This window comes from Mycolicibacterium sp. XJ879 (assembly GCF_053483935.1).
On the sequence record NZ_JBEFTH010000002.1, the window covers coordinates 91,532 to 113,492 of the forward strand.

Sequence of the window (21,961 nt, forward strand, 5' to 3'; positions counted from 1 at the left end):
CGCCGAGTGGGGTGAAGCCGTCAGAAGTTGGCCGCGTTGGCGCCGTCGACCGCGGTGTAGATACCGGCGATCTCCATGTACGCCGCACCCGCACGCGCCATCTCTTGCTGCGCAAATGTATTCAATGCGAGGGTTTCGACGCCTTCGGCGGCAAAAGCCAGCGCCGCCTGCGCCGACACCTCGTCGGCGCCCGCCGGCACCAGCGCGGTGACCTCGGCCGCTGCCGTCGTACCGGCGGCCAGACCGCGCGCCCCGTTCGCGACGACCTGCGCGCCGATTCCGACAGCACCCGGATTGTGCGTCATTGGTTGCATTTACGATGTCTCCTCACCTGGATGAAATGCGCAGAATATTGACTTGTGCGACCGCTACCCACGGTGGCCACTGCATCCGGGAATCTGTCCCCGACCCCTTTGCCAGCCCCCCATTGAAAGCTTTGCTGGAGGCGTATGTCTATATCTTAACCGCGCCTCGGGAGTGCTCACGACACTTCTTCTTCCGGTGGATCCACATAGGCCGCCTGGACCACCTCTTTACCGTCGGGCGTGACCAGAAATGCCTGGCCAGGGGGTCGCTTCTTGAGCCTGATCTCGCTGGACGGGAACTCCTGCTTTTCCCCGGACAGAAACATCGTGGGCGAACCGGCGCCGTAGGCGGCGCCGACGAACTTGTCCATGGTGGCCCGGTGCGCCTGGCTCATCTGGCAGGTGACGATGATGTGCAGACCGATGTCGGCGGCGGCCGGCAACAGCGGAAACAGCGGCGCCATCGGCGGCACCACACCGCTGGCGGCCACGATCATGTGCCAGTCGTCGACCAGCAACACGACGTCGGGGCCGCTCCACCAGGACCGCGACCGCAGTTGGGCGGTGGTCAGGTCCGGCGGAGGCAGTCGCTTCTTGAGGTTGATGGCCAGCGCCTTGATCGCCTCTTCCAACGTCGCGTTGTTGCGGTTGACGGCGCCCGCGTCCAGGAGATGGCTGTCGGGCACCGCGTCCAACAGGCCCGAGCGGTAGTCGGCGAGCATGAACCGCACCTGCTGCGGGCTGTTGCGCGTGCAGATCGCCTGTGCGACGGCATGTGCGATGCGGGTCTTGCCGGACTTCGGCCCACCGAAGATCAGCAGGTGCGGGGTCATGTTCATATGGTTGTAGGCCACCGACAGATCCGATTCCCGGATACCGAGGGGCACCGTCCAGCGGGCGCGGTAGTCCGCGTCGGGTCCCGGCGGCTGCGGGTCGAGTTCGTGCAGGTAGATCCGTTCGGGCAGCACCCGCACCTGCGGCGCACGCTCGGTGGTGCGCGCCCCGATGATCTGCACGGCCTCGGACATGGCGGACACCAGGTTGTCGGCGCTGTGCACCCCGTCGAGGCGCGGGACCCCCATCATCAGGTGGTGCTTTTCCATCGACACCGCCCGGCCGGGCCGGTTGGTCGGGATCTCGCGGGTGATCCGGTCGATCTGGGTTTCGTTGACGTCGCCGAGCCTGAACTCGATCTTGGTGCCGAGGTAGTCGCGCACCCGGGCTTTCAGCTCGGTCCACCGCGGCGTGGAGATCACGGTGTGCACGCCGAACGCCAAACCCTGACCGGCGAGGTCTTGGACCATCGGTTCGAGGTCCGGGAACTCCGCGACGAACGCCGGCCAGCCGTCGATGACCAGGAACACGTCGCCGAACGGGTCGGCGGCCGCGGGATGGGCGGGGTCGTCGCGCATCTGCCGGTAGGCCGCCATGGAGCCGACCCGGTGCTGCTTGAACATGCTTTCCCGTTGCCGCAGGACGGCTTTCATCTCCGCGACCACGCGGTTGACCCGGTCGGGTTCGGACCGGGTCGCGACACCGCCGACGTGCGGCAGATCCTCGAGGTACATCAAACCGCCGCCGCCGAGGTCCACGCAGTAGAACTGCACCTGTCGCGGGGTGTGGGAAGCCGCGGCCGACAGGATCAGCGTCTGCAGGAACGTCGACTTGCCGGTCTGGGGTGCGCCACCGACCGCAATGTTGCCGCTGGCGGACGCTACGTCGATGCCCCAGACTTCCTGGCGGTGTCGCCGCGGTTCGTCCATGACGCCGAGCCCGAAGCGCAACGGCCGACGCTGGTGGTGGTCGCGTTCGATCAGCTCGTTGACCGGTGTCGGATCGGCCAACGGCGGCAACCACATCCGGTATGCGCGGATCTCGCCGGTGGCCAGCTGGTCGAGGACCACCTCGCGCAACACGCGCTGTCCGGGTTGGACGGTCATGACGTCACCGCCGTGTCGAAGATCGGGGCCGTGGTGAACTGGTGGATCTGCAGCCGGCTGTCGGCGTGCACGCGGGGCTTGGCCTCCCCGTCGTCCTGCACCGGCGGCGACGGCTCGTACGGCACACCGGTGTAGACGCTGTGGAACTTGACCGGGTCCTCCATGCCGACGCGCAGAAAGCCGACGCCGCTTTCCTTGTTCGTGATGTACTGCGCCTCAGGGGTTCCGATGACCGCCTTGGACTCGGCCGAGCTGGTGGTACGCAGTGCGATGCGGTACGTCAGGTTGGGCTCGAGTTTGTCGATGCGCACACCGCCGGTGTTCAACGACTGGGTGGCCAGCAGCAGGTGCACCCGCAACGACCGGCCCACCCGGCAGATCCGGTCGAACAGCCCGATGAAGTCCGGGTGGTTCTGCAGCAGCTCGGCGAACTCGTCGACCACCACGAAAAGCGTTGGCAGCGGCGGTAGGTCGGCACCCCGCTCGCGGTGCTTCTCGTATTCGGCGACCCCGGACAGGGCGCCGGCCGCGCCGACCTGCATACCGGCCTGGCGCAGGATCGACTGGCGTCGGTCGAGCTCACCGCTGAGCACCTCGCCCATGCGGCTGACCAACTCGGCTTCTTCTTCCATATTGGTCACCACTGCGGCGGTGTGCGGCAGCTTCTCCATGCCGAGGAACGTCGAGCCGCCCTTGAAATCGGTCAGCAGCAGGTTCACCTGGTCTGGATGATGCGTCGCGGCCAACGACAGGATCAGCGTGCGCAGGAACTCCGACTTGCCCGAACCCGTTGTGCCGATCAGCATCCCGTGGGGCCCGGCACCGAACTCCGCGCCCTCCTTGATGTCGAGATACATGATGTCGCCGGTCTTGAGTTCGTGGCCGAACGGGATGCGCAGCCGGTCGCCGTCGGTATCGCTGAACATCCGCCACCGGCTCGGCGTCACTTCCGCCACCGTCTGCGCGCCGACGAGCTGGTGCCATTCGGTGGCCACCTTCTTCTGCACCCGCACGCTCTTGTCGATGATGGTGCCGGTGATGGACCAGCCGGCCAACTTGCGCGCCACCCGGGCGGCCTGCTGCGGTGTCATCCGGTCGGTCGTCGAGGTCACCAGGCGGAACGTCTGATTGGGCAGCCGGTCGTCGGCGGTGCCGTCGTCAGCTACCCGGATCCGGTATCCCGAGCCGCGGTGGTTGCCAAGCGTGATGACCGTGACGCCGGCCCGTCCGTCGACGGGGAATCCGGCCCTTCCACCGGTCAGATCGACGACGACGATGTAGGGCCCGCTGGGCGTGGCGTCGGCAGTGTGCGGGCCGCGTGCGGTCAGATCGCCCAGCCCGTCGGGCCGGGTGAACACCATTCGGGTCGGCCCGGCCACGTCGGTGTCGGTCTGATGCGCCACGTGCGGTAACCACTTGACCCACGCCCAGTCCGGGTCCTCGGGGTTGTCGATGAGCACCCGCATCTGCAACAGGTCGGGCGGATGGAACACGGCCAGGTGACAGATCATCGCAGTCAGCAGCCGGGCTGCGCCCTCGGGGTCACCGCCGATCGCGATGGTCGGAAAGGTGCGTAACTGCAACAGCTTCGGGCAGTCGTGGATCAAGCCGTGGGTGCGCAGGAACTTCGTCACCCACATGTGGCTGACCGGCTCGAGGTGCGGCTGTGGGGCGCCCTGCGGCCCCGCGAGTTCGCCGCCGACCGCCGGCTTCAACAACCGGTCGACCGCGGGTTCGGTGCCAACGCCGATCCGGGTGGCGGCGTAGAAGTCTGCGGTGACGGTGCGCGACCACTGCCGATTGGTGCCGACCAGCGACAGCAGGTCCTCGGGATGCGGTGCGTGGTAGTTGAAGAAGGTCACCTGCGCGGCCGCCGACGACGTCACCCTGGTGCGCAGACCCGCCAGATAACGCAGGTATTCCTTGCGGTCGGCGTTGATTTCCGGCACCCGCTTGCCGCCGGGTCCGCCGCCCGCCATGAACCCGACGGTGGCCATCACCATCATCAGCGGCATCATCAGCATGTACGGCGACAGCTGCCGGATGCCGGTGAAGATCATGATGGCGATCATCCCGATCATGCCGCCGCCCATCACCCAGGGCAGCGCCTTCTGGATTCCCGACGGCGGAATGTCGACACCGAGGTCATCCGGTGGGGCGACGTTGATTTCGCCGGGTGTCAACCGTGGGCCCCGTTTGATGATCGGCGTGAATTTCTTGGTGGTCATCGGCCACCTCCGGTGTTGGACGCCGGTTGGGCGGCGCCGGGGGTGCCTCCGTCGACCTTGCGTGGGTTGGGATCCGGTGGCAGCGTGTCGTGCTCGAGCAGCGCCGCCTGTTTGGTTAGCACCGGACCGTCGACGAGCATGCTCACCACCTGCCAGGGCGCGGTGTTCGGCGCGGACAACCCCAGGGTGTTCCCGGTCTCTTCGTCGGGCAGCCCGTAGCGCACTCCCTGCGGATCGATGTAGTACAGGCTTTCGCCGTACCGCGGGTCCGGTGACTGCAGCCGGATGTACTTGCCGCCGTCGATGTAAACGGTGGCATCACCGCCGATCTGGTCGATACCGCTGTTCATCGCTGACGACGGGATGGGCAGGTGCCGTCCGGCGATCACGGTCGTGGCTGGGGCCTGGTCCCCGGGTTCGCGCTGCCACGACCAGCACAGCGTCGGTGCATCCTCACGCAGCAGGATCTCCAGCGGCTCATCGGCAAGTGGGGAGGCGAAGACATGCTCGGTGATGCGCGCGACGACGCTGGCCTCCACTGACGGCGGCGACACCAGACCGTAGGAGTTGGTGGCGCGCAACGCCGCGGCCGTGGTGTCGTTGACCCGGGCCACCCCGTCGGGCAGCACCACGAAGTGCTGCTCACCGTCTTCGGTGAGCGCCTTGAACACCGCGCCGATCACCAGGTTCGGCGGCAGGCCAACGGTATTGGGTTCACCGGCGCGCGGAATCTGCGGGAGCCGCCAGGGGCCCGCGTTGGGCAACGCGTTGAACAGGCCCTCCGACATCGGTGTGGCCCTCGCGGTGACGGGGATGCCAACCGCCGACGTGACCGCGCGGTCGGCGAGGTCGATGTCGTGGCGACCGTCCTTGGTAATCAGCCAGTTGTCGTTCTCATACGACACCAGCACACCCTGGTCGGCGCGCATCGGCCCCACCGAGGAGTCGGTCAGCAGCGGCCGGATGATCACCGAGGTCGCCAGCGTGGGCGTAACGCTCTCCGGCTTCGTGACGGTGTCACATAGCGTCCACGTGGTGTCGGCGCCACCCACCGGGGTCGCGTAGGGCGCACCCGGGATGCCGATCGGCTGGCCCTTGGCCATCTGGTTGAGCTCATCGGATTTCACCGCCACCGGGTTGCCCGCATTACCGAGTACCAGCCGCGCCGACGTCAGGTTGTACACCGGCCGCAGCGAACCGGCCCCCGGCAGTGCCACATACAACTGGTTGGTGGTGCGGTCGACGAGAAGCGTGTCGCTGCCGCGCTTTCCGAGCGGTTTGAAATACGCCAACAGCCCTGCGCCCAGACAGATCAGCACCGCGATGATGACCCCGGTCGACACCGAGCGGCTGTAGAACTGCAGCGGATCGTCGAACATGCGGGTGTCGCGGCGCACGATCGCATGCTCGACTCGACGCAGCAGAAACCGCCATCCGCTGACCTGAACCTTGGTGGTAAGCCGAAAACTCGCCATGGGGTTACGCGTTGATGCTCAAGCGGCTGTGCACCGCGGTGATGGCGGCGGCCATATCGTCGCCGTTGATCTCGCTGAGCTGCTCGACCTCGAGGCTGTCGAAGTCCAGTGACCGCGCCAGCCGCATATCCCGGTTCTGTTCACCTGCCTCTACCAGTTGCCGGGCGTAGCGGCCGTTGCCTGCGATGTCCAACGCCGGTTTACCGTTCAGATCGCGCTCACTCAACAGGGTGGCGGCTTCGAGCACCCGCTTGGCAGCCTCTTCGGACAGGGTGGAATCCGTAGATGCCGCAATGACTTTGGCGATCTCGACGATCTCCTCCGGCGAGTAGGAGTCGAACTCGATGCGGGTGGCGAAGCGGGACCGCAGCCCGTCGTTGGACTCCAGCAGCCGGTCGATGTCTGCGCTGTACCCGGCGATGATGACCACCAGCCGGTCCCGGTCGTTCTCCATCCGGGCCAGCAGCGTGTCCAGCGCCTCCGTGCCGAACGGGTCCGTGCGTCCGTCGCGATCCTGCACCAGCGTGTAGGCCTCGTCGATGAACAGCACGCCATCGATCGCGCGGTCGATCGTGCGGGTCGTCTTCACCGCAGACTGTCCTTCGTATTCGGCGACGAAGTCCTTGCGGGAGGTTTCGACGAGCTTCGGTTCGCTGATCACCCCAAGGCCGGTCAGGATGTTGGCCACCACGCGGGCGATGGTCGTCTTCCCAGTACCGGGCGGGCCGGCGAAGATCATATGCTTCGAGGCCTGGGCGACCTTCATGCCGCGCGCGGCGCGGATCTTGGCCATCTGGGTCGCGGCCCGGTAGGCCTCGATCTGCTCCTTGACGCGCGTCAGACCGATCTGGCGGTCCAGCTCGGCCTGCGCCTCGGCCAGCAGCGACTCACGGCCCGATGTGTCCGCCTCGACGCTGGCCGGATCCCACGGATCCTTGCGCGACGCAATCTTCTCGGCGGTGGTCGTGGTCAGTCGATATCCCGGATCCTTCAGCGCTGCAGCGACTTTCGGTTCTGGGTGGGTGGCTTGCAGCCATTCCAGCAGCGCCACCGCGGCCTTTTCGTTGCCCTGGCTGCGCCGTGTCATCGCCAAGAACCAGGCGATGGCAGGTGCGCACGCCTCGCCTGCCGGTGCCGAGTTCGATTCCGTCAGCCGCCGTTCGGCCTCGCTGAACAACCCGAGGTTGGCCGCCGCCACGCCGTGCGCGACGCCGGCCGCGGCGGCCAGGAACTTGTCGGGCCACCCCGCGGCACCCCGCACTTCGTCGATGACCTCGGTCCAGCGTTCGGCGGCCCCGTAGATCACCGCCTTGACCCAGGAGAGCAGATGCGCTGCGCCGATGGCGGGTACCTCTTCGAGGGCTTCCATCGCATCGACGAAGTTGCCGACGGACGCTTCGTGCACCGCGAAGCCCATCGTGATGGCCAGCGGTGAGTTGACCGGGTAGGTGATGTCACCGAACTGCCCACCGATCGGCACCCTGGCGCCGAGGCTGTTCATCGAGATCTCGGCGGCCCCGGCGAGCTGGCCGAAGTTCGCCCGCGAGTACCAGGCCCGAAACAGCGTGACCCGGTCGGTGTCGCCGCACCGGATCCGGCCGACCCACGCGTCGCACGCGGCCTCGTCCACCGTGGTGATCTCGCTGAAGATTTCCAGCGAGCGGGCGGGAGCGCTGGGCAACATCCCCACCGCGCTTCCGAACAAGTTGGCCAGTTGCTCAGACACCGCCGCTCCCCTGCCTGGTCGCGAAGACCCGCTCCCGTTCGGCCGCAGCTTGTTCCGGCGTGGGGAGGGCGAGGTCGCGGGTGAGGAAGTCGCGGGTGGCGGCATCGTCGTGGCCCTGCTCGCGCATCGCCTCGAGCATGTAGGCGTATTGCGCGGACTTGGCGTCTTGGGCGGCCAGCGCGGCGACGACGACGATCTCGTCGGCCAGGTCCGCCTCGGTCATGGCGGTCGCTTTCGGCGACAGCTCGATCCGCTGCACGCGACCGTCCGATGCCGCCGTCACCGTGACGGAACCCTCGGGGTTGGCGACGATGAACACCGGATCCTGTGCGGCATCGCGCGCCGCTCGGTCATACACGTCGAGCGCGTCGAGGTCCGACGCCGCGGAGCCGTCGTCGGCGACCGAGAAGTCGAGCGCCGCGGCCAGGTCGTCGGAGTCATGCGGGGTCCGGTCACTCGTCGCCACTCAGTCCCCCTCGCCGTCAACGAGTTCGGAGGTGGGCTGATCGAACCAGGACTTCGACGGCAGGAACTCGATCAGCCCGTCGAGCGCACGCTGCAGGTTTTCGGGGCTGCCGGGCAGAAAGCTGCCGAACAGTTCACCGTTGACGCGGCGCGGAATCGACACGATCCGGCCCTGTTGGGCATCCAAAACCCCTGCGGCGACGTCGGTTTGGGTGAAGGTACCGCCGGGATGGCGTTCTTGGGCGGTGAGCTCCACCCAGCTGGCCGGGTTGGCGATGATGTCGGCGTAGACGCGGGCCGACGTGGGCGCGACGCCGTAGGTCGCGATCTGGTTGGCGCTGGTGCATTCCGCCAACTTGGTTGCGGCCCCGGTCAGCGGTTCCACGTCGGCGGCCGTCGCTGTTCCCAGGACCGTCGTCACCATGCCCGCCATCCCGACTTGCGGGGCGACGCGCTGCAACACCAGCATGTCGCCGTCACGGGCGGCGACGACGTGGCGGTCGCCCTTGCGGCACACCACGAAGCGGATCATCTTGCCGCCGACGTCGCGCCGCCACCAGCGGCCCTCCAGGGTCCGGTCGGATCGGCTGAGGGTGTCGACCATCGCCGCCACTTCGGGGTGGGGTTGGCCGAAGACATCCAGCACCCCTTGCTCCGTCAGATCGCGCCTGACCTGATCCCACACGATGTCGCGCAGATCTGGTTGCGGAATGTTGAGGCGAATGCCGAGCGATGCCGGAAACTCCATCAGCCCCAGTTGGTCGGCAATGACCAGCATGCCGTCGATGGTCACCTCTACGCCGACGACATCGTCGATGTGCGCGGCGTCGCGGTGCGCTGACTGCAGAGCGCTCACGCTGTCTGGCACGTCGCGCGCAGATCGTCGCCGGGCATGAAGTCCTCCCTGTTTGTCGTCCCGCGATGACATCCGACCGGATGTCTGGTTTCAGCGGCTCCGTCCCCGGGCTCCGGTCAGACGGATCAAGATCGCCGACGACACTTTGCCGCCCTGGCAGGCGCACCCCGACCCTGGTCTGCAAACCCCTTCGACGTTTCAAAGGGTACCAGCGCTGCGGATGTGCTAAGTGCGCTTATTTCTGGTGGGGCAGGCGCTACACGACGGACATCTGTAGCTATCTGATACTGCAGTGAATACCGCGCTGTCCTGTGCTGATCATCTGCACAGCAACGAAAATCTGACACCGCTTCGGGCGCTTAGCTAGGTTCGTCACCCTGTGCATACTCACCGGCGACGCGCGGCATACCGCCACTGCACCGCGCGCCAATGGCGTTCCGCGCGTCCCATGCCGGGCCGTATGGAAGTTTGCTACGGAGCATTGGTCGCCGCCCCCCGAGCTGCGTCGTCTCGTAGTTGATACTTGAGAAGGGGCCGAGACGAACATTCGGTGAGGAGACGTGTAGTGACCGACCGCGATGACGCATTGCGGAGAGATCTGGGCTGGACGGGCTCCGACGAGAGCGATATGGAGTCTGCCGCCGTCGAACCAGAGCCAACGCCGCCGAACCCGCCGGTGCCGCCGCCGCACCCGCCCGCGGACGTTCCGCCGGGCAGGTTCGGTCCGCCGCCGGGTATGCCACGCGATACCGGACCGCTGCCCGGCAGCGTCCGCTCCGAACCCGGACCGTGGCCCGGGCCGCCCGGCAGGCCACCGCGCCCGCCCGCCGGTCCACACGCCGGTCCAGCAAGGCCGTCGGCGCCGCCGCCCCCACCCGGTGGTCCGCAGTGGCCGGCCGGCGGATATCCACCGGATGCACCGCCTGCGCAGGGCCCGCCCAGCGGCTCGTACGCCGATCGCATCCGCGCCGACGAACTGGTGCCGGCGCGCCGGGTGCCGCCGGGTCGCGGCTGGCGGTTGGCGCTGTACAAGGCCAGTTTCGGGTTGATCAACCTGGGCCCGGGACCCGACGAGATCCGGCAGGGCCAACTCGAGGCGAAGATCAAATCTCCGATGCGCGGCCACTTCAAGGTCGGCGTGCTGGGCAAGGGCGGTGTGGGCAAGACGACGGTGTCGGCCAGCATCGGCTCGGTGCTGGCCGAGTTGCGCCAGGACGACCGCGTGGTGGCCATCGACGCCGACACCGCGTTCGGCAAGTTGGGCAGTCGTATCGACCCGCGTGCGCAGGGTTCGTACTGGGAGCTGGCGTCCGACCAGCACCTGGAGACGTTCGCCGATGTGCGCAGCCGGGTGGGCAACAACGCCGCCGGGTTGTTCGTGCTGGCCGGTGAGGCGACGCCGGCCCGGCGCCGGGTGCTCGACCCGGCGATCTACCGGGAGGCGACATCGCGGCTGGACCGGCATTTCACGATCTCGATCATCGACTGCAGTTCCACGATGGACTCCCCGGTCACCCAGGAGGTGCTGCGCGATCTGGACGCGTTGGTCGTGGTGTCCTCACCATGGGTGGACGGTGCGGCCGCCGCGGGCCAGACGCTGGACTGGCTGGCCGCCCGGGGGCTGACACCGCTGCTGCAGCGCACCGTAATCGTGCTCAACGATTCCGACGGGCATGCCGATAAGCGGACGCGTTCCATTCTGGCGCAACAGTTTTCCAGTCAGGGGCAGGCGGTCATCGAGGTTCCGTTCGACGGGCACCTGCGGCCGGGTGGTGTCATCGACCGCACCGCGGAGATGTCGCCGGCGACCAGGCGGCGCTTTTTGGAGATCGCCGCGGCGCTCGCCGAGCACTTCCCCACCCAGGACGACCGCCGACGCTTTTAGTCACCGCCAGTCGAGTTGTGCGATCAGCTCTTCGATCGCATGCGCGGCGGCAGCCGACACCGGTTCTTCGGATTCGGCGCCGGTGATGTCGTCTTCGGAAACCGCTGCGGCTTGGGCAGTTTCGGCGATGGTGAGGTTGGCGCTGCGGCGCGCGGCGTAGAGCCGCTGCCCGAGCGTGGCGTGCGGTGAGCGCGCCGCGCGCAGCATGAGCGCGTCGTAGCGGCCGCGCACCGCGCTCAACGCCTTGATCAGCGCCGGGGTGACGCGGCTGATCCGCGCGGCGCGCGCGGCGACGGACTCGAGCTGGCGCAGGTCGGCCAGGATCTTGGTCACCTTCGGGCCGAACTCGGGAGCGTCGACAGGCGGCAACGCGTCGATCGCCGACGCGAACGTGCCGACCGCGGTCACGACCGCCTGGGCGATCAGCGGGATCTCGTCGGCGTTGGTGGCCGCGGGCGGCTCGGCGCGCGTCTGCGCCGGTTCGCCCTGCCGGAGCCGGGCGATGGTGCCCGGCGGCCACTTCAGCACCTCCTCGAGCTTTGCTCGAGTGCGTTCCCTGGGCCAGCTGCGACCCTTTTCGAATGCGATCAGCGCACCGGCGTTGATGATGCCGTCGGCCGCCAGCCGACGCTGGCTGATGTTGAGCTCGCGGCGCCGTGCGGCGGCGGCCGCGCCCGCGCGCACCATGCCGGGATCCAGCGTTTCGGCCGACGCGTCGGTCGGCTCGGGCTGGCTCATGGACGACGGTTCCTGTCGAAGAAACGGGGGGCGAACGACCCCGCAATCCTATCCGCCGGCCCCCGACCGCTACAGCTTGGGTGGTGTGTCCGCACCAACTTGCTGTCGCGAAGCTACGCCTTCTTTGGGTGCTGAACTGAAGCACCGCTACGATTTGACCGGCGCGGTCTCCCCGCAGGTCGGTCCGGTTCCGCGCACCTATTGGGGGTGCGGGCTGCTCAGGCAGGTTCTGAATTCCACGGCTGTAACTGTTGCATTGCTACGGTTTAGTCCGCTACGTTGTCGTCAACGCGGCGCAGCGGCCGCAGACCAGCAGAGGAGCGACAGCCATGCACTCAATCGACTGCGACGAGATGCCCGTCGGCGCCTGCACCCGCGACCCCGAGCGGTGGACAACCTCGGCCGACCAGGCGGCCAAGGCGATCTGCCGGGCGTGCCCGCGCCGGTGGTTGTGCGCCCGCGAAGCCTGCGAGCTGCCCCGCGCCGAAGGGCTGTGGGCCGGCATCGTCGTGCCCGAAGGCGGCCGCGGGCGCACGTTTGCTCTGCGGCAGCTGCGGTCGCTGGCGGAGCGCAACGGTTACCCGGTCCGGCACCGCCGCCTGTACGCCGAATCCGCCTGACCCGCGAGGGCGCCCGCCGCCGGTTCTCGGGGGGTCGGCGGCGAGCAGCCTGGTCGGCGTCGAACGCTCACCAGGTGTCGACGAAGCGCGGCCGCACAGCACGCTCTTCGGAGCCCGCTGCGGTCAGGGTGTCGAGAATGAGCTTGCGGGTGTTGGCCGGGTCGATGACATCGTCGATCTCGAAGAGCTGGGCGGCGTTGAGCGCCTTGGCATTGTCCTGCGCGGCCGCGGTGGCCTGACGGACCCGTTCTTCGCGCTCGTCGTCGTCGGCGATGGCCTCGAGCTCCTTGCGCAACCCGAGCCGCACCGCACCTTCCAGCCCCATCGGGCCCAGGTGCGCGCCCGGCCACGCCACGGTGAGCAGCGGCTCGTGCAGGCTGCCGCCGGTCATCGCCTGCGCACCAAGCCCGTATCCGCGGCGCAGCACGACCGCGATCAGCGGCACGCTCAGCGCAGCACCGGCAACCAGCATCCGTGACCCGCGCCGCACCAGCGCCTCGGCCTCGGCCGCCGGGCCCACCATGTAGCCCGGACAGTCGACCAGGGACACCACCGGCAGCCCGAACGCGTCGCACAGTTGCAGGAACCGGGCGGCCTTGTCGGCGGCGGCCGCGGTGATCGCCCCGGCCATCACCATGGTGTTGTTGGCGAGCACCCCGACCGGGCGGCCGCCGATGCGCGTCAACGCGGTCACCATCTCCTTGGCGAAGCCGGGACGCAGAAACGTCACCGACCCTTCGTCGGCGAGCGTCTCGATGATCGGGGCCACCTGGTAGGCCCGCCGTGCGCGCTCGGGAACCATTGTGCGCAACCGGGTTTGGTGGCCGGCCGGGCCCGGTGGCGTGGTGCCCTGGAAGTAGCCGAGCAGGCGCTTGGTCACCGCGACGGCCTCGGCTTCATCGGCCACCACGACGTCGACCACACCGTTGGGCGCCTGCACCGCGATCGGGCCCACGTCGTCGGGCGCCACATCGCCGAGACCGCCGCCGGCGATCATCGCCGGCCCGCCCATCCCGATCGAGGCGTCCTCGGTCGCGACGATCAGATCCGCGCACCCGGCGATGACGGCGTTGCCCGCAAAGCAGCGGCCCTTGACGATCGCGATGCGCGGCACCACGCCCGACAGCGCTGCCCACAGCTTGAACGCGCGCACCTCCAGCGACGACACGGTGGGATAGTCGGTGTCCCCGGGCCGGCCGCCGCCGCCCTCGGCGAAAAACACCGTGGGCAACCGCATCCGGTCGATCAGCTCGAATAGCCGGTCCTTTTTGCGGTGCCCCAATGCGCCTTGGGTTCCGGCGAGCACGGTGTAGTCGTAGGACAGCACCGCGCACGCGCTGCGCTCCTCGCCGAACAGGTCGCCGTTGATGCGCGCGGTGCCCGCGATCAACCCGTCGGCGGGGGTGCGGGCGATCAGATCGGCGAGGTCGCGGCGGTGCCGTTGCGCGGCGATCGCGAACCGCCCGTATTCGACGAACGACCCTTCGTCGACGAGGTCGTCGATGTTCTCCCGTGCGGTGCGTCCGTTCGCGGCGTGCCTACGTTCGACGGCCTCGGGGCGGGCGGCGTCCTCGGTGAGCGCCCGGCGCCGCGCCAGTTCGGCGTGATCGTCGTTCATGGCGTTCGATGCTATCCACCGGCTGGCGACCGACGACCGCGATCTGGAGGTGATCCGTTCGGCGATGACGGGCGGTGGCTGACGGCTACTGTGAGGCGGTGAGCAACACCGAACCGGCGCCTGCCGCAGTCGCTTGTGCGGCAACGCCGTTCGCCGGTGTGCTGCATGCGCGCGAGGTGCCGCTGGGCGGGCCACGTGCGATGCGGGTGCGACGCACGCTGCCGCAGCGGGAACGCTCGCTGATCGGTGCGTGGTGCTTCGCCGACCACTACGGCCCGCAGGACGTGCGCGACGGGCCCGGCATGGATGTGCCCCCGCACCCGCACACCGGGTTGCAGACCGTCAGCTGGCTCTTCGCCGGCGAGGTCGAACATCGCGACAGCGCCGGAGTGCACGCGATGGTGCGCCCGGGCGAACTGAACCTGATGACTGCCGGCGCGGGCATCTGCCACTCCGAGGTGTCGACGGAGGCGACCACCGTGTTGCACGGTGTGCAGCTGTGGGTGGCGCTGCCCGACTCCGACCGCGACACCGGCCGCGACTTCGCGCATTTCGTGCCGACGCCGCGCGCCTTCGGCGGTGCCACCCTGCGGGTCTTTCTCGGTGAACTCGCTGGCGCCCAATCGCCCGTGCACACCTTCACCCCGCTGTTGGGCGCGCAGGTCGACCTCGAACCGCGCTCCGCGGTGACGTTCGAGGTCGACGCCGCGTTCGAACACGGCGTCCTGCTCGACCAGGGTGACGTCATGGTCGGTGACACCGCGCTCGACGTGGCGGATCTGGCGTTCCAGGCCGTGGGCAGCACCGATTTGGCCCTGACGAACCGCGGTGACCGCCCCGCCCGCGTCGTCGTCCTGGGCGGCCCGCCGTTTCCTGAAGAGCTGGTGATGTGGTGGAACTTCGTCGGCCGCAGCCACGACGAGGTCGCGACGTACCGCGAGCAGTGGCAAGACCACCACGGCCGGTTCGGCGCGGTGCACGGCTACCGCGGCGCGGTGGAGCGGCTGCCCGCCCCCGCGCTGCCGAACGCCACTTTGCGTCCGCGACGCAATCCGGGGGTATAGGTAGTCCATGACCACCGACAAGACCGGCGCGCCCACCGAGGTCGTCAAACAATCCGACCGCTTCAACATCACGGTGGACGGCAAGACCGCCGGGTTCACCGAGTTCGCCGACCGCGACGGCCAACGGGTCTTTCCGCACACCGAGGTGGACGATGCGTTCCAGGGTCGCGGCCTGGCCACCATCCTGATCGGCGAAGCGCTGCAGCAGACCCGAGACGACGGGCTGCGGATCGTGCCGGTGTGCGACATGGTCGCCGGCTACCTCGACAAACACGAGGAGTTCTCCGACGTCGTCGACCCCGTCACCCCCGACGTCGAACGCTGGCTGGCGGATCGGTAACCGGCCTGGCCCGCTATCGTCGGCGCGGTGACGACCGCGTTTTTCACCCCTGACGGGGATGCGTTCGTACCCGGGCCGATCGCGCAGGGCCCCTGGGGACAGACGATCAGCGGGAACTACGTCGGCGGCCTGCTCGGTCACGTGGTCGAGCGCGACGCCGGCGAGCCCGACTTCCAGCCCACCCGGTTGACCGTCGACCTGTTCCGCCCCGCCGCGCTGGCGCCGGTCCGCGTCGAGACTGCGGTCGTGCGTGCGGGTCGCCGCTTGAAGTTGGTCGACGCGGTGATGACGCAGGGCGACACCGTCGTCGCCCGGGGCACGACCCTGTTCTTGCGCCGCGGAGAGCAACCCGCCGATGAGATCTGGACCTCGCCGGTGACCATGCCGTCGCCGCCGCCGACACCTGACCTCATTCCGCCGGGGTTATCGACCCTGGTGTGGACCTACGGCAAGCACGACCGCGAACCCGGTCCCGGTGAAGGCCTGCAGAACTGGCAGCACTCGGGGCCAAAGCACATCTGGGTGCGCGACTTTCGGCCCCTGGTCGCCGGATCAGAGCTCACGCCGTTCGTGCGCGCGTCGATGGCCGGAGACATGGTCAGCTCGTTGACGCATTTCGGGCCGAGCGGTCTGCAGTGGATCAACGCCGACTACACCCTGTCGTTGGCCCGGTTGCCGAAGGGTCCCTACCTCGGCTTGGCGGCGCTGACGCACTACAGCGACGCGGGGGTGGCGACCGGCAGCGCGACGATCGTCGACGAGCACGGGCCGATCGGCAGCGGTGTGGCCAACGCGCTGTCCAACCCCGGCTTCGCCCCGCCACGCATGTAGACAAGAAAACACCCCGCGGAATGTCCGCGGGGTGTTCCTGTGTAGCCGGGTCAGCTGATGCCGACAACCTCCTGGGCGATGGCGGCCAGGCGTGTCTGCGCTGCCGACACCAACCGCTGGCGGTTCTTGTGCATCTCCTCGTAGGCGATGATCGTGCGGATGTCGCTCGGATCGTCGAGCTCCTTCACCGCGGCCACCGCGTCGTTCTGGTTCAGCTCGTCGTAGCCCTCGATGGGCAGCTCGTCGGCGTCGACGACACCGCTCTCGGCGCGCGCCTTGTGCAGCCGGTCAGCTGCTTCATCGGCGCCCTCGCGACGCACCACGTCCTCGGCCCGCTTCAGCGCGCCATCACGTGAGGCGCCGAGCGCCTTCAGCGTGATCTCGCTGGCCCGCTGCGCACGCTGGCGCAGATCCTCGACGGCCGGTCCCGCGGACCGCACCAACTCGGCGACCCGCTCAACCGACTGTGCCGACCACTGGCCGGGCAGGTTGACCAACTTCACGGCGGTGCCGGCGGCGGCCTGCATCGGCGTGCGCTGCAGCGCGGCCGGTCCACCGAGGGCGTCCTCGGCCAACACGGTGGTCAGCCAGCTCACCGTCGCCGAATGCGCGGTGATCAGGCGATCGGCCAGGTCCTGGATGTCGCGCTGTTTGGCCGAAACCGCCAGCGCCTTGATGTAGCGCGCACGGTCCAGCAACTGGTTCTCCAGCGCCAGGTCACCCAACAGAGCCTCATCGAACGGCTGCGCCTGCTCGGTCAGCGCCTTCACGGCCGCGGCCGCACGACCGAAGAACGGGCCGACGGTGTCCGGGAACCCGCCAAGGTCGCGGATCGCCTTCTCGATCGCCTCGGCGCGGATCTGGCCGTTCTCGGCGTTCTCGCTCAGCTCGCGACGCACGGCCTCGGTCCTGGCCTGCGCGACGCGGGTCTCGGCGACCTGAATCTCGGTATGGGTCAGGTCGAGCATCGTGCGTAGCTGCCGGAGCAAGGTCGTTTCGGTAGCGGTAGTAGTCATCTGCTTCTAGCCCCTTATGCGTTGACGAAAATTCATTCGGCGCTTGGGCTGCACCTGCCTAGTTGGCTACCCAGTGGCGGGGGGAAGCTGAACATTGTCCAGATGTGAGATGGGTCGCAGTCCGCCGATCAGCGCGGCTGCAAGATCACCACCGGGATCTCCCGGTCGGCCCAGGCCTGATAGGTGTCGAAGTCGGCGTAGGCCTCGACGAGCTTGGGCCACAGCCGGGCCTTCTCGTCGGGGTTCGCGGTCATCGCACGCACCGGGCGGCGCTCCGAACCGATCTCGATGTAGGCGTCGGGGTTGGCGACCAGATTGCGGTACCACTGCGGATCGGTGTCGCGTCCGCCCTGGGAGGCCACCACGATCACGTCGTCGCCGTCGTGGATGTACACCAGCGGCGACACCAACCGCCTGCCGGTCTTGCGGCCGATGTGCTCGAGCAGCAGGGTCGGCACCGGCTTCTTGAACCCCGCGCCCACCCGCCAGCTGGCGCCGACACGTCCGCCGGTGCGGCGATACACCCACACGTGGGCCTTGCCCGCGTACTTCATCACCTGGGTGACGATCGGCGAGTTCAGCTGTTTGGGCTTGCTGTTCGGGTCCATGCGATCAACTTAGATACTGCGCGGTGCTGCCGCCCAGCGGCATCTCGGGCATACCGAGCTTGCGGTGGTCCCAACTGCGCGTGCGGGTCGGCACCACCCGCACGCAGATCCGGTTGCGCATCATCTGGTCGACGTAGGGGCGCATCTCCTCGGAGTACGGCCCGGTATAGCGCTCCCACACGCTGATGCCAACGCGCAGAATGGTTTCCGGGTCGTCGACGATTTCGGCGCGGCCCTCGATCGACACACCGCGCAGGGTGTCGTAGGTATGGCCGTCCTCGATCATCACGGTCACCGTCGGGTTGCGACGCAGGTTGACGGCCTTCTGCGATTTGGCCTTGGTCTCGAACCAGATGTCCCCGTCGAGCACGCCGTACCACATGGCGACCAGGTGCGGCCGCCCGTCGGGCATCAGCGTGGCGAGGGTGGCGGTTCTGCTGCGCTCGATGTATGCGGCGATCTCCTCGTCGGTCATGACGATCTTCGCGCGTTCGTTCTTGCCCACGGCCCAGATCCTTTCAGGTCGCCGCGGCGGCGACCGTCACCGGGATGCCGTTCTGCGCGCCGCGCTAGCTCAACAACATGACGTACTGCGCGGCCGCCAACTGCTGGGCATCGAGCAAGGTGGGCCCGGCGGCCTCCATCGCATACTGGTCGGCGGTGGCCAGGCAGTAGAAGCTGCGATCCTCCAGCTGCATGCAGCGGCTGTCCGGCATATTGCGCACCGGGTTGGCCGGCTTGGACTTCGGCGACACCTCGGCGTAGAACTCGTCGACGACGGCGTTGGCTCCCGCGGCGTCCTCGGCTTCGTAGACGCTGGCCATGGCCATGGCCACCAAATCGGTTCCGGTGTCGGCGAACAGTTTGGCCGAGCGAACGGGATCACTTTGGAAGTGCAGCGCGCCGCGCCGTTCGTAGGTGGTGTTCTTCGTCAGCATCGGATCGGGCGTCTCCACCGGGATCATGTGCGCCAACAATCCGGTCGGATCGATGCTGATGTCGGCGAACTCCGACGGGTCGGTGGCGCGGAAGCTGTCGATCTCAGGGCCCTGCAGGTCGAGGGTCTTGGCGACCAGCTCGGCGGCCTGCTCGGCGCCGTCGGTGGATTGCGCGAGCTGCATCAGCACGTACGAGCCGTGCGCGGCGAACGAGCGCACGGCGTGCCGCTTGCCGGCACTGCGGTCGACGGTGGTGTAGGTGTTGGCCGTGGCGTCGGAATGGCCGGGGATGCTCACCGTCTGCGCCGGTCCGTCGGCGCCCTGCTGCTGCATCGCCGTTTCGCCGAGGGCGGTCGCCGCGGCTGCGGCCGCCTCGTCGTCGGGGAAACGCAGGACCGCGTTGAGCAACAGCTTCTTGTCGGCTTCGGTGCGTGCGGTGGCGAAGCCGTTGATGAAGTTGTGCCGGCTGGCCACCATCCCGAGCTCGCCGGGGCCGATCAGCCCGAGCGCCTGCGCCCTGGGCAGCACCATGGCGCCGAAGTTGAACCACTTCGTCAGCGCCGGGTCGACCTCCCACGGCCCGATGACGTGATTGGCCATGCGTTGCGCCTCGATGACCATGCCGCGCAGCGGATCCCCCGCCACGCCGAGCGGCCGGCTGGGTTCGGTAGGATAGGGGCCGACGTCGAGCCGGTCGAAGTCGAGTGCCCCATGCGCGCCGGTGGCCCTGACCGGCGTTCCGGCGACGGTCGAGCTGCAGGCCGCCGAGAGCATCGCGATGGCAAGAACGACTACAAGAAGTGGGTGGCGCATCACGCGCAAACCTACAGCGCGGCGAAGTAGAAACCCAGCACCAGCGCGAAGACGCCGACCAGCCAGCCGTTGGTCGTGATCTTGAGCCATGTCGGTGCGTGCCGCACCTCCATGAAATGCCATATCACCAACTGTGTCTTGACCGCGGCGATCAGCAGGACGACGACGGTGACCGTGGCGCTGACGTGGTGTGCCTGACCGCCGTCCCGGGCGGTCAGCCAGGACGCCACGGTCACCGCGGTGAGCACGGCCCACACGACGGTCAGCGGGTGGCGAAGATAGGCTGTCACAGGGTCACCTCATCAAGTAGAGCAGCGCGAACAGCACCAGCCATAACAGGTCGACCATGTGCCAGTAGGTAGCGCCGGTCTCCACCAAGATGATTCGAGGTTGGGCGGGCCCGCGCAGTTGGCGCACAATGAAAGACAGGATCACCAGCCCCAGCAACACATGGCACAGGTGCATGCCAGTCATCACGTAGTAGAACATGAAGAACAGGTTGGTTCCCGGCGTCAGACCCGCGAGGATTTCAGGAATGTACTCGAACGCCTTGAGCACCGGGAAGAGCACGCCACCGGCCAGGGCGAGCCAGAACAGCCGGTAAGCGTCGGCGGTTTTACCGGCGCGCGCCGCTGAAGTACCCAAGGCGACGAACAACGAACTGGTCAGCAGCACAACGGTGTTGACCATGCCGATGTTGTAATTCAGCTTCGCTTGGCTCACCAGGAACATGGCGTGGTCTTGACCGCGGTAGTACATGTACGCCACGAAGTACACGGCGAAGATCATCAGATCCCCGATGACGAAGAACCACATGCTCGGCTCACCGGGAAGATGCCTGCGCACCAGGAGTTTTCGCGAGGCGATGCCAGTGCGGCCCGGTAGCGCCGTGGTGGCCTCGGTCATGCGAGCACCTTCGAGACCGGTTTGATCGGCGCGTTGTCGAGTTCGTCCTCGGGTTGGTCTCTGATGGCCCGGTAGATGCAGAAGTAGACGATGATCTGCCACGGCACGTACAGCGCCATCGCGAAGTAGAACGTCACGAGGCCGTTCCAGGCGAACGGACCGGACTTGGCGATCCAGACGGGCGCGGCCATCAACTCGGTCACGTACTGCCAAACGGTGTAGTAGCCCAGCCATTTCGGCAGGATGTTGTTCTGGTCGAGGATGATGGCCAGGCCGAAGGCCATCCACATGATGCAGAAACACCCCAGCGAGCCGATGAAGGCCAGGTAGCCGAAGTCGTAGAGCATTGCCAGGATCGCCGGGTCGTAGCCGGGACGAAACGCGCCCAACCCGAAGCAGAACATCGCGAAGAGCATCCCCACGATGGTGCCGGTCATCGCGCCCAGCATCAGGCTGTAGCGCAGCACCGGGCTGACCGACATGCGGCGGATCTGGTTGAGGTACCCGGCGTTGGCCACCGGCGCCAGGCCGAACACCAGAATCAGGATGGCGCAGGCGATGAGCAGGTTCGGCGACTGCATGAACGAGAGGATCTCGGTTTGCGAAGCGCTCGGTGCGCGCGGCGGCATCATCCAGCTCAGCGGAACGAACACAATCCCGAACACGGTGAAGAAGAACGGCACCGACCAGAACGCGATCCACTGGTCGAGCTTCTTCGACTGGCGCCATCCTGCGAGCACAGCGCTCCTCGTCATATGAGCGCCTCCCGCTCATCGCCTTGGCGATTGACCACTCCCACGAGCACGACGAACATCACGGCGATGTAGCCCGCCAAGACCGCGAGACGCAGGTGAAACGACAGCACGCCGTCCCATGCGAGCGGCCCGGTCTTGTGCAAGACCGAGAATGCACCCGGAACCAGCAGCGCGGCAGTGGCGATGTTGAAATGCGCGACCCAGCGCCCGAAGACCGGCTCAGCCCGATCATCGAGGTAGATGCTGACGGCCAGACAGAGGTTCTGCACGACGAGCGTGCCGACCGGCGCGATGAAGAAGAACCACGCCATGTCGTTGAGCAGGCTGATCAGTTGCGGATCGCGCTCGGGTCGAAATGCCGCGATGCCCCAGCAGTAGTCGGCGAGGATGAACGCGGTGAGTCCCACGCCGGCGGCCAGGATGTAGGCGTAGGTGAGGACGTTGCTCGACGTGCGGATGCGCGACATCTGCACGGCGGTCACGGCGAACAGCGGAACCAGTGAACACGCGATGAGGTTGCACAGAATCACCACGCCGAGGATGCCGGTGTTGTTCGCGGCGAAGAACGCAGCGACCTGCTCGGGCGTCATGGTCGGGGGCATCGGCCCGGCGAACACCGGGAACGCGAAGTAGGCCAGCACGAACAGCGCCGCCGCCGGCGGCACTGTCCACAACAGGACGCGCTGGCCCCTGGTGTTCATCGCCGTCGTTGTCGTCATGGCTGGTCCCGTCTGTCTGGATCTGCTGGCCCGGAAGCCGGGCGCTATCGCCGACGCCATAGGTCTAGCACACTCACTGACAAATGACAACGAACTATTACGCTCGATCGTCTGC

At 67.7% G+C, this 21,961-nt stretch carries 22 protein-coding genes; 5 read left to right on the forward strand and 17 right to left on the reverse strand.

Annotated features, from left to right (window positions below; translation table 11 throughout):
- Positions 1-20: 20 nt before the first annotated feature.
- From ABQF13_RS04150 to ABQF13_RS04180, 7 genes are all read right to left on the reverse strand, one after another.
- Positions 21-314, reverse strand: coding sequence for a PE family protein (locus ABQF13_RS04150; RefSeq protein WP_448391476.1), 294 nt, complete (start codon positions 312-314; stop codon positions 21-23).
- A 167-nt stretch (positions 315-481) separates the two neighbouring features.
- Entirely contained in the window at positions 482-2,245 is a 1,764-nt protein-coding gene (gene eccCb, locus ABQF13_RS04155) for a type VII secretion protein EccCb (protein ID WP_448391477.1), read from the reverse strand.
- Positions 2,242-4,473: a type VII secretion protein EccCa gene (eccCa, locus tag ABQF13_RS04160; RefSeq protein WP_448391478.1), complete on the reverse strand. Its 2,232-nt coding sequence runs from the start codon at positions 4,471-4,473 to the stop codon at positions 2,242-2,244. The genes eccCb and eccCa overlap by 4 nt, the downstream gene beginning before the upstream one ends.
- Entirely contained in the window at positions 4,470-5,948 is a 1,479-nt protein-coding gene (eccB, locus tag ABQF13_RS04165; protein ID WP_448391479.1) for a type VII secretion protein EccB, read from the reverse strand. Before eccB ends, eccCa begins: the two co-directional genes overlap by 4 nt.
- Before the next feature lie 4 nt (positions 5,949-5,952).
- Positions 5,953-7,674, reverse strand: coding sequence for a type VII secretion AAA-ATPase EccA (eccA, locus tag ABQF13_RS04170; protein ID WP_448391480.1), 1,722 nt, complete (start codon positions 7,672-7,674; stop codon positions 5,953-5,955).
- Positions 7,667-8,140: a YbaB/EbfC family DNA-binding protein gene (locus tag ABQF13_RS04175; protein WP_448391481.1), complete on the reverse strand. Its 474-nt coding sequence runs from the start codon at positions 8,138-8,140 to the stop codon at positions 7,667-7,669. The genes eccA and ABQF13_RS04175 overlap by 8 nt, the downstream gene beginning before the upstream one ends.
- The gene (locus ABQF13_RS04180; protein ID WP_448391998.1) at positions 8,141-8,917 is read right to left on the reverse strand and encodes an ESX secretion-associated protein EspG; all 777 of its coding nucleotides are present in this window, start codon (positions 8,915-8,917) and stop codon (positions 8,141-8,143) included.
- 643 nt (positions 8,918-9,560) lie between these two features.
- Here ABQF13_RS04180 and ABQF13_RS04185 point away from each other — a divergent pair.
- A complete protein-coding gene (locus ABQF13_RS04185) occupies positions 9,561-10,880 on the forward strand; it encodes a MinD/ParA family ATP-binding protein (RefSeq protein ID WP_448391482.1) in 1,320 nt (439 codons plus the stop codon).
- Here ABQF13_RS04185 and ABQF13_RS04190 read toward each other — a convergent pair whose 3' ends face one another.
- Positions 10,881-11,618 (reverse strand): transcriptional regulator, encoded by a 738-nt coding sequence (locus tag ABQF13_RS04190; protein ID WP_448391483.1) that lies wholly within the window; start codon positions 11,616-11,618, stop codon positions 10,881-10,883. It abuts the gene before it with no gap.
- Positions 11,619-11,947: 329 nt separating this feature from the next.
- Here ABQF13_RS04190 and ABQF13_RS04195 point away from each other — a divergent pair, with 329 nt between their 5' ends.
- Positions 11,948-12,238, forward strand: coding sequence for a WhiB family transcriptional regulator (locus tag ABQF13_RS04195; RefSeq protein WP_448391484.1), 291 nt, complete (start codon positions 11,948-11,950; stop codon positions 12,236-12,238).
- A 67-nt stretch (positions 12,239-12,305) separates the two neighbouring features.
- Here the strand turns inward: ABQF13_RS04195 and ABQF13_RS04200 are convergent, their stop codons facing one another.
- A complete protein-coding gene (locus tag ABQF13_RS04200) occupies positions 12,306-13,871 on the reverse strand; it encodes an acyl-CoA carboxylase subunit beta (protein WP_448391999.1) in 1,566 nt (521 codons plus the stop codon).
- Between the two features lie 83 nt (positions 13,872-13,954).
- Between ABQF13_RS04200 and ABQF13_RS04205 the strand changes: the two genes are divergently transcribed.
- The 3 genes from ABQF13_RS04205 to ABQF13_RS04215 are packed head-to-tail and all read left to right on the forward strand — an operon-like array spanning position 13,955 to position 16,091.
- On the forward strand, positions 13,955-14,920 hold the full coding sequence (locus ABQF13_RS04205; protein WP_448391485.1) for a pirin family protein: 966 nt from the start codon (positions 13,955-13,957) through the stop codon (positions 14,918-14,920).
- A gap of 7 nt (positions 14,921-14,927) precedes the next feature.
- The gene (locus ABQF13_RS04210; protein WP_448391486.1) at positions 14,928-15,260 is read left to right on the forward strand and encodes a GNAT family N-acetyltransferase; all 333 of its coding nucleotides are present in this window, start codon (positions 14,928-14,930) and stop codon (positions 15,258-15,260) included.
- Between the two features lie 27 nt (positions 15,261-15,287).
- Positions 15,288-16,091: a thioesterase family protein gene (locus ABQF13_RS04215; protein WP_448391487.1), complete on the forward strand. Its 804-nt coding sequence runs from the start codon at positions 15,288-15,290 to the stop codon at positions 16,089-16,091.
- A 50-nt stretch (positions 16,092-16,141) separates the two neighbouring features.
- On the opposite strand, the gene ABQF13_RS04220 is transcribed toward ABQF13_RS04215, so the two are convergent.
- From ABQF13_RS04220 to ABQF13_RS04255, 8 genes are all read right to left on the reverse strand, one after another.
- Positions 16,142-17,107, reverse strand: coding sequence for a ferritin-like domain-containing protein (locus ABQF13_RS04220; RefSeq protein WP_448391488.1), 966 nt, complete (start codon positions 17,105-17,107; stop codon positions 16,142-16,144).
- 128 nt (positions 17,108-17,235) lie between these two features.
- Positions 17,236-17,715 carry a nitroreductase family deazaflavin-dependent oxidoreductase gene (locus tag ABQF13_RS04225; RefSeq protein ID WP_448391489.1) on the reverse strand — a complete coding sequence of 160 codons (480 nt, stop codon included), beginning with the start codon at positions 17,713-17,715 and terminating at the stop codon, positions 17,236-17,238.
- Positions 17,716-17,719: 4 nt separating this feature from the next.
- A complete protein-coding gene (locus ABQF13_RS04230; RefSeq protein ID WP_448391490.1) occupies positions 17,720-18,220 on the reverse strand; it encodes a pyridoxamine 5'-phosphate oxidase family protein in 501 nt (166 codons plus the stop codon).
- Positions 18,221-18,284: 64 nt separating this feature from the next.
- Positions 18,285-19,466: a DUF7373 family lipoprotein gene (locus ABQF13_RS04235; RefSeq protein ID WP_448392000.1), complete on the reverse strand. Its 1,182-nt coding sequence runs from the start codon at positions 19,464-19,466 to the stop codon at positions 18,285-18,287.
- Between the two features lie 11 nt (positions 19,467-19,477).
- Positions 19,478-19,756, reverse strand: coding sequence for a cytochrome C oxidase subunit IV family protein (locus ABQF13_RS04240; RefSeq protein WP_448391491.1), 279 nt, complete (start codon positions 19,754-19,756; stop codon positions 19,478-19,480).
- Between the two features lie 4 nt (positions 19,757-19,760).
- Positions 19,761-20,372, reverse strand: a complete 612-nt coding sequence (locus ABQF13_RS04245; protein WP_448391492.1) for a cytochrome c oxidase subunit 3 — start codon at positions 20,370-20,372, stop codon at positions 19,761-19,763.
- Positions 20,369-21,127, reverse strand: a complete 759-nt coding sequence (locus ABQF13_RS04250; protein WP_448391493.1) for a hypothetical protein — start codon at positions 21,125-21,127, stop codon at positions 20,369-20,371. The genes ABQF13_RS04245 and ABQF13_RS04250 overlap by 4 nt, the downstream gene beginning before the upstream one ends.
- A complete protein-coding gene (locus ABQF13_RS04255) occupies positions 21,124-21,846 on the reverse strand; it encodes a hypothetical protein (protein WP_448391494.1) in 723 nt (240 codons plus the stop codon). The genes ABQF13_RS04250 and ABQF13_RS04255 overlap by 4 nt, the downstream gene beginning before the upstream one ends.
- Between the last annotated feature and the right edge of the window lie 115 nt (positions 21,847-21,961).